Here is a 6,617-nt window from a genome sequence, read left to right as displayed (position 1 = left end):
ATGCAATTCTTCTGAAATATAGGGAGGTAGGTTTTTTATTTTACAAAATAATCCTAGCATTTACTAGGGTTAAAAGGAATTTATTGCCTAAATCTTAGTTTTGTCGGTCGATAGTGACTCAATTTATTTATAATTTCAAATTGTAATTTTGTTCATTCCTATTTTGCTTACGTGGAAATTATAAACACAAATAGTTTCCAAGAATAAAAGAAACTTTGACAACATAATTGTTTAATTATTCCTCGAAACCTCTTTCACAAAAGGTTGAATCACAATTCCTGCGGCATCAAATGCCAATTTACAGCTTTCCAACGTGTCAGAACTAACAACTCCAAAATCGGCATTGTTTGCCCAAGGTCTTACAGCTAGTTGAATCGAGCTGTCGGTCAAAAGCTTTACAGAAACTTCGGCTGCTGGAGTTTTCAATATTTTTGGATTGTTATTCAAAACTTCGGTAATGATGTCTTTGGCTTTTTTAATATCGGTGTCATAAGAAATTGAAAGCGTCAAATCGGCTCTGCGAAATCCTTGCAAGGAATAATTGATAATCGTGCCATTAGACAACGAACCATTTGGAACAAAAATAGTTTGATTGTTGCCGTTGATTAATTTGGTCACAAATATTTGAATTTCGCTTACGGTTCCTGTAATGCCTTGCGCTTCAATCGTGTCTCCAACTTTAAAGGGTTTGAACATAATAATCAGCATTCCTCCAGCGAAATTAGACAAAGAACCTTGAAGTGACAAACCTACGGCAAGTCCCATGGCACCTAGAATGGCAACAAAAGAAGAAGTTCCTATTCCTAATTTGTCGATGAAAGCCACAAACAATAAAACTCTTAAAACCCAAAGAAAAATATCAGCTAAAAATCGTGTCAAAGTCGGGTCTAAATCTCTTTTTACCATTATTCTTCTTATAAGTCTATTGAGAACGCGAATGACATAAAGTCCAATAAATAGAATCAGGAAGGCGGAAAAAAGTTTTGGAGAATAATCGATTAAAACCTTGATAAAGGTTTCGGCGTAACTCGTTATATGTTCTGGACTGAGTGTCATTTTATTGTTTTATTTTTTATAAATTACTAATTTATTTTCGAAATAATTTCTTGAAAATCAGCACTTGGAGCTGAACAAGTTTTGTTTTGGCAAAGATAAAAAAGTGTTTCGTTTTCATTAAAACGATTTTTCAATAAAGGAAGATTGGAGACTTCTTCAGTTCCGGCCAAAATCACATTTGGAAAATAGAAGCTGTTTATTTTGTTGCAATATTCCAATGCCAAATCCCCACAAATCGCCAATTCCCTGTTTTCTTCCGAATAATTCAAAGCCAAATCCATCCAATTTGAATAAGCAGAAGGATAGTCAACACCAGGCATTATATTTTGCAACATTCGTTGGCTTACTTTTTCGTAAAACGAATTTTCAAAATAAATACCCAATTGGAACAAGTTTTTCGCCATAACCGAATTAGAGGCAGGAATTACGTTGTCTTCGGTTTCAAAATGGGATACAATTAAAGCTTTATCCAGATTAGAAGTAAAGGCAAAAAATCCTGTTTTCTCGTCATAAAAATGTTCAAAACTATAATCAGTAAGTTGTTTTGCATTTAGCAACCATTTTTCGTCAAAAGTCACTTCATATAAACTGATAAATGCAGCGATAACCAAACCATAATCTTCCAAGTAGCCGTTGATGGTGCTTTTTTGATTTTTATAATTATGAAATAAATTTCCTTCGCTGGACCAGAGATTTTTGATTATAAAATCGGCATTTTGCAAAGCTAAATTTAAATAGTTGCCGTCCTCCAATGCTTTGTATGCATCAACAAATCCTTTGAGCATTATAGCGTTCCAGGAAGTCAGGCATTTGTCGTCCAATCTTGGTTTAGAGCGTTTTTCTCTTTCAATATAGAGTTTTTGTTCCCAGATTTTCTTCTTGTTTTCGAGTGTTGAAACTTCGATATTATTCATTTTTGCAATTCCTTCCAAGCTTTGATTTTGAATCAAGACATAATTTCCGTCTTCCCATAAGCCAAAGCTGTTGATGTTGAAAACTTGACTGAACAAATCAAAATCTTCACCAATAATGCTCTTCAATTCTGGAGTTTTCCAAACATAAAAAGCACCTTCTTCAAGATGTTTTTCTGCATTTAAACTATCAGCATCGAGGGCACAATAAAAACCGCCTTCAGAATTCTTTAATTCCCTTTCGACGAAAGAAAGTGTTTTTTCGATGACTTCTTTATACAAAGGATTTCCAGTTAATTTGAATGCGTCGCTGTACAATGAAACCAATTGCCCGTTGTCATAAAGCATTTTTTCGAAATGGGGAACGTGCCATTTATTGTCTACGGAATAGCGTGAAAATCCGCCATCGACGGTGTCAAAAACTCCTCCAAAAGCCATTCTGGTTAAAGTAAGATTTACAAATTCAAGTAATTCATTGTCCTTTTTTTGATATCCATAACGCATTAAAAAATGGTAATTATTGGGCATCATAAACTTAGGAGAACTCGCCATTCCGCCAAATTCCCAATCGAAATTGTGTTTCCACTTTTCGACCAAACCGGCATTTTGTTCTTTATTTATTGATGTTTTAGGATTTTCATTTGGAACAATTCTCAATGATTGAATTCCCTGATGGAGTTTTTCAGCATAATCAATCAATTTCTCCGGATTAGACCGATAAAGTTCCTGTAATTGTTCAAGTGCATTAATCCACTGTTCTTTTTTGAAATAAGTTCCGCCCCAAACTGGTCTTCCGTCTGGAAGTGTAACCATATTTAACGGCCAACCGCCACGACCAGTCAAAATTTGGACAGCTTTCATATAAACTGCATCAACATCTGGACGCTCTTCACGATCGACTTTGATGGAGATAAAATTAGCATTCATTACATCGGCAACTTCTTGGTCTTCGAAACTTTCGTGTTCCATAACGTGACACCAGTGACAAGCCGAATAGCCAATACTAACAATTATCAGTTTGTTTTTATCTTTGGCTTCGGCCAATGAATTGGCGTTCCAAGCTTTCCAATGCACTGGATTATTGGCGTGTTGCAATAAATAGGGACTGGTTTCTTGTGAAAGTAGATTCATTTTTTTACTAAAAACGGATTAGGCGTTTACCGCTTCAACTTTAATACTTTCGTCGTTAAGCATACTTTTCAGCATATTTTCGATACCGCTTTTCAAAGTAAAAGTAGATGATGGACAACCGCTGCAAGCACCTTGAAGAATAACTTTTGCTGTTTTTGTAGATTCATCGTAAGATTCAAATGCGATATTTCCGCCATCAGCCTGAACAGCTGGTTTTACATATTCTTCCAGAATATTGATGATTTGCTGCGAAGTGATGTCAAGATTATCGAAGTTTTGGGTTTTAACGGTTTCTTGTTCAGCAATCGCCACAAGTAAACTTTCGTCAAGGACAGTTCCTCCATTTTCGATAAATTGTTTGATAAAACTTCGTATTTCAAGTGTTATTTCTTGCCATTCATTGACATCATATTTGGTTACAGAAATGTAATTTTCATCCATAAAAACCTCTTTTACATAAGGAAATTTGAATAATTCTTTTGCCAAAGGAGATGCTGCAGTTTCATCAATATTTTTAAATTCAATAGCGTTTTTTGTCAACATTCTGCTTACCACAAATTTCAAAGCAGCAGGATTGGGAGTTGATTCACCATAAACAGTTATGGGTTGTTTCTTTGTTTTGTTTTCGGATGGAGTAATAATTATTCCTCCATTGGAAACGAAAGATTCTATTTGTTCTGATACTGCCTCTTTTACGTCATCCCATTCTACAATGCTAAATTTTTCGATTGCAATGAAATTTCCTGAAATATAGACTGTTTTTACAAATGGTAAATAAAACAGTTGTTGTGCCAAAGGAGAATTCGTGGCCTCATCTATGTTTTTGAACTCGAAACTTTCATTTTTTGTGATGAAATCTTCGAATTCGAACTTTAATATACTTGGATTTTGCGTTTCTTTTATGGTTATTTTTGACATAATTTTTTTAAATTTTTACAAATTTAACGAAGTTATTTTCTACTATTAACTATATTTGATTTTTTAAAGAATAAATTAACTTTAATTTTGTTTTAAATTAAATATTTATTCTTTTTTTACGTTGATAGATTGTTGCCTCATTATCTAAATATAATACTTTTTGGATGTATCATAAAATTAAGATTATTATAGTTCTATTCTTGATAACCCAATATTCTTTTTCACAAGAAGGAATTCCTGTATATTCTGATTATTTATCAGATAATTATTATTTAATCCATCCTTCCATGGCTGGAGCTGCAAACTGTGCTAAATTAAGGCTTACCGCGCGTAAACAATGGTTTGATCAGACTGATGCGCCAGCGCTTCAAACCTTAAGTTTTAATGGAAGAATTGGTGAGAAATCTGGTGCAGGTATTATTCTTTTTAACGATAAAAACGGTTACCATTCTCAAAAAGGGGTTAAATTTACTTATGCACATCACATTATGTTTTCCAGAGATGATATTGATTTGAATCAATTGTCTTTTGGTATTAGTGCAAATTTTTCCCAAAGCCAATTAGACGAAACTGAGTTTTTGCAATCCGGTGATTTTGATCCAATTATCAATGGAATTATTGTTCAAGATGCTTCTTATTTTAACGTTGATTTTGGGGCTTCCTATAACTATCTTGATTTTTATGTTCACGGAACTGTTCAGAATGCAGTTGAAACCAAAAGAAAGATTTATACGGATTCCGAAAGCGCTAATTTGAAAAAATATTTGTTGAGTGCGGGTTATGTTTTTGGGGATAAAGACAAAATATTATGGGAACCTTCTGTTTTGTTTCAACTTGTAGATAAAACTAAAGAAAAATGGATAGATATTAATATAAAGGCTTACAAAAATTTTGATTTTGGTAGACTTTGGGGTGCTTTGTCTTTTCGTAGAAGTTTTGATGGTGCCGAGTACCTTAGAGGCAGTGGAGTTTCTTCACAGAAAATGCAATATATAACACCGATTATAGGATTAAATTTCAATAAATTTTTGTTTGCTTATACCTACTCTTATCTTTCTGGCGATGTAAATTTCAACACAGGCGGCTTCCATCAAATTACTTTGGGTATCGATTTGTTTTGTAAACGTGAAAAATACGAATGCAATTGTCCTGCGATTAATTAGTGTTTAAAACCACGAAAAAATTTGTTTATAATGTTAATAAAATCTGTAAACGGAAAAACTCCTTCTATACCTGAGGATTGTTATGTGGCCGAAAATGCGACAATTGTAGGAGATGTAACCTTTGGTCATTCCTGCAGCGTATGGTTTAATGCCGTAATTCGAGGTGACGTACATTTTATTACTATTGGCAATAAAGTAAATATTCAGGATGGTGCAATTATTCATTGTACCTATAAAAAACATCCCACAATCATTGGTAATAATGTCTCTATTGGGCATAATGCTATGGTTCATGGCTGTACTATTCGCGATAATGTATTAATAGGAATGGGCGCAATTGTTATGGATAATTGTGTTGTCAATAGCAACTCCATTATTGCTGCAGGAGCTGTAATTACCCAAAATACAGTGGTTGAATCTGGGAGTATTTATGCTGGAGTTCCTGCAAAGAAGGTGAAAGAAATTGATCAATCTGATTTTGGAGGAGAAATTGAACGTATTGCAAATAATTATGTAATGTATTCAGGTTGGTACAAAACCGAAGAATAGCCTATTTTGTTTAAAATTCTTTTTCTATTACCTTATATTTATTTCCCAGAATTTCAGAAAGTACTTTTGGATTTGAGTTGATGTAAAACACTGAATCTCTTTTTTCACTTGATGCAAACCCCACTTTTTCTTTTAATATATTTTTAGTTTGTTTGGCAACAGCTTCACCAGAATCTATAATGTGAACGTGTGCTGGCAGTATTTTTTTAATTTGTTGAATTAGATATGGATAATGGCTACAGCCTAATACTAAATAATCAATATTGGCTTCAATCATTGGAGTAAGATAGGAGTGAAGTAATTGAGTCATTTCGGGAGAATAGATATTCCCATTTTCGATGAGCTGAACTAATCCGTGACCTACTTGTTCTATTATTTTTGTATCGTGAAATTTCTCGGCAGTTTTATGAAAAAGTTCGCTATTTAAGGTTCCTTGCGTGGCCAAGATTCCTATTGTTTGAGTTTTTGAATTGGTTGCTGCAGTTTTTATTGCAGGTTCTATTCCTATAAAAGGAACAGGATATTTCGCTCTCAATTCTTTAATAGCGTTAGTGGTTGCTGTATTACAAGCGACTACTATTAATTTGCAACCCATATTAAGTAAAAACTCAGTGTTTTTTTTGCTCAAAGCAATAATTTCTGCTTTTGATTTTTGTCCGTAGGGAGCATTTTTGCTATCAGCTAAATAGATGGTTTTTTCGTTGGGAAGTAATTCGCGTATAGCCGCCCAAATGGAAGTTCCTCCAATGCCTGAGTCAAAAATTCCAATAGGTCGATTGTCTTCCATAATAACAAAGTTAAGTGCTAGATATTAAATATCCTAAGAATTGATGTCATAAAAAAACGCTCAGTCCAAAAATGGCTTGAGCGTTTTTTAAAATTTTAATGA

Annotated in this window: 6 protein-coding genes; 2 read left to right on the top strand and 4 right to left on the bottom strand. The window is 33.7% G+C overall.

All coding sequences use genetic code 11. The features are described from left to right. Positions 1-231 precede the first annotated feature (231 nt). From IR213_RS09525 to IR213_RS09515, 3 genes are read right to left on the bottom strand one after another with little or no spacing between them, the layout of a single operon-like run. Positions 232-1,056, bottom strand: a complete 825-nt coding sequence (locus IR213_RS09525; RefSeq protein WP_194312080.1) for a mechanosensitive ion channel family protein — start codon at positions 1,054-1,056, stop codon at positions 232-234. 26 nt (positions 1,057-1,082) lie between these two features. Beyond that, complete coding sequence (locus tag IR213_RS09520; RefSeq protein WP_194312079.1) at positions 1,083-3,098, bottom strand: thioredoxin domain-containing protein; 2,016 nt, start codon at positions 3,096-3,098, stop codon at positions 1,083-1,085. 18 nt (positions 3,099-3,116) lie between these two features. Beyond that, positions 3,117-4,016 carry a NifU family protein gene (locus tag IR213_RS09515; protein ID WP_194312078.1) on the bottom strand — a complete coding sequence of 300 codons (900 nt, stop codon included), beginning with the start codon at positions 4,014-4,016 and terminating at the stop codon, positions 3,117-3,119. A 164-nt stretch (positions 4,017-4,180) separates the two neighbouring features. Between IR213_RS09515 and IR213_RS09510 the strand changes: the two genes are divergently transcribed. Continuing rightward, positions 4,181-5,179 (top strand): PorP/SprF family type IX secretion system membrane protein, encoded by a 999-nt coding sequence (locus IR213_RS09510; RefSeq protein WP_194312077.1) that lies wholly within the window; start codon positions 4,181-4,183, stop codon positions 5,177-5,179. Between the two features lie 30 nt (positions 5,180-5,209). Then, entirely contained in the window at positions 5,210-5,728 is a 519-nt protein-coding gene (locus IR213_RS09505; RefSeq protein ID WP_194312076.1) for a gamma carbonic anhydrase family protein, read from the top strand. Positions 5,729-5,738: 10 nt separating this feature from the next. On the opposite strand, the gene murI is transcribed toward IR213_RS09505, so the two are convergent. Beyond that, positions 5,739-6,515 (bottom strand): glutamate racemase, encoded by a 777-nt coding sequence (murI, locus tag IR213_RS09500; protein ID WP_194312075.1) that lies wholly within the window; start codon positions 6,513-6,515, stop codon positions 5,739-5,741. Positions 6,516-6,617: the final 102 nt, after the last annotated feature.

Origin of the sequence: Flavobacterium soyangense (assembly GCF_015277675.1) — a bacterium.
In the GTDB taxonomy this organism is placed as follows: Bacteria; Bacteroidota; Bacteroidia; order Flavobacteriales; family Flavobacteriaceae; genus Flavobacterium; species Flavobacterium soyangense.
The sequence above is the reverse complement of the archived record's forward strand: the minus strand, read 5'-3'. Positions and strand labels throughout refer to the sequence as shown.

Excerpts from the sequence above, each read along its gene's own strand:
- IR213_RS09515 (WP_194312078.1), bottom strand. The coding sequence starts at position 4,016 with ATGTCAAAAATAACCATAAAAGAAACGCAAAATCCAAGTATATTAAAG.
- IR213_RS09505 (WP_194312076.1), top strand. The coding sequence starts at position 5,210 with ATGTTAATAAAATCTGTAAACGGAAAAACTCCTTCTATACCTGAGGAT.
- murI (WP_194312075.1), bottom strand. The coding sequence starts at position 6,515 with ATGGAAGACAATCGACCTATTGGAATTTTTGACTCAGGCATTGGAGGA.
- IR213_RS09520 (WP_194312079.1), bottom strand. The coding sequence starts at position 3,098 with ATGAATCTACTTTCACAAGAAACCAGTCCCTATTTATTGCAACACGCC.
- IR213_RS09525 (WP_194312080.1), bottom strand. The coding sequence starts at position 1,056 with ATGACACTCAGTCCAGAACATATAACGAGTTACGCCGAAACCTTTATC.
- IR213_RS09510 (WP_194312077.1), top strand. The coding sequence starts at position 4,181 with ATGTATCATAAAATTAAGATTATTATAGTTCTATTCTTGATAACCCAA.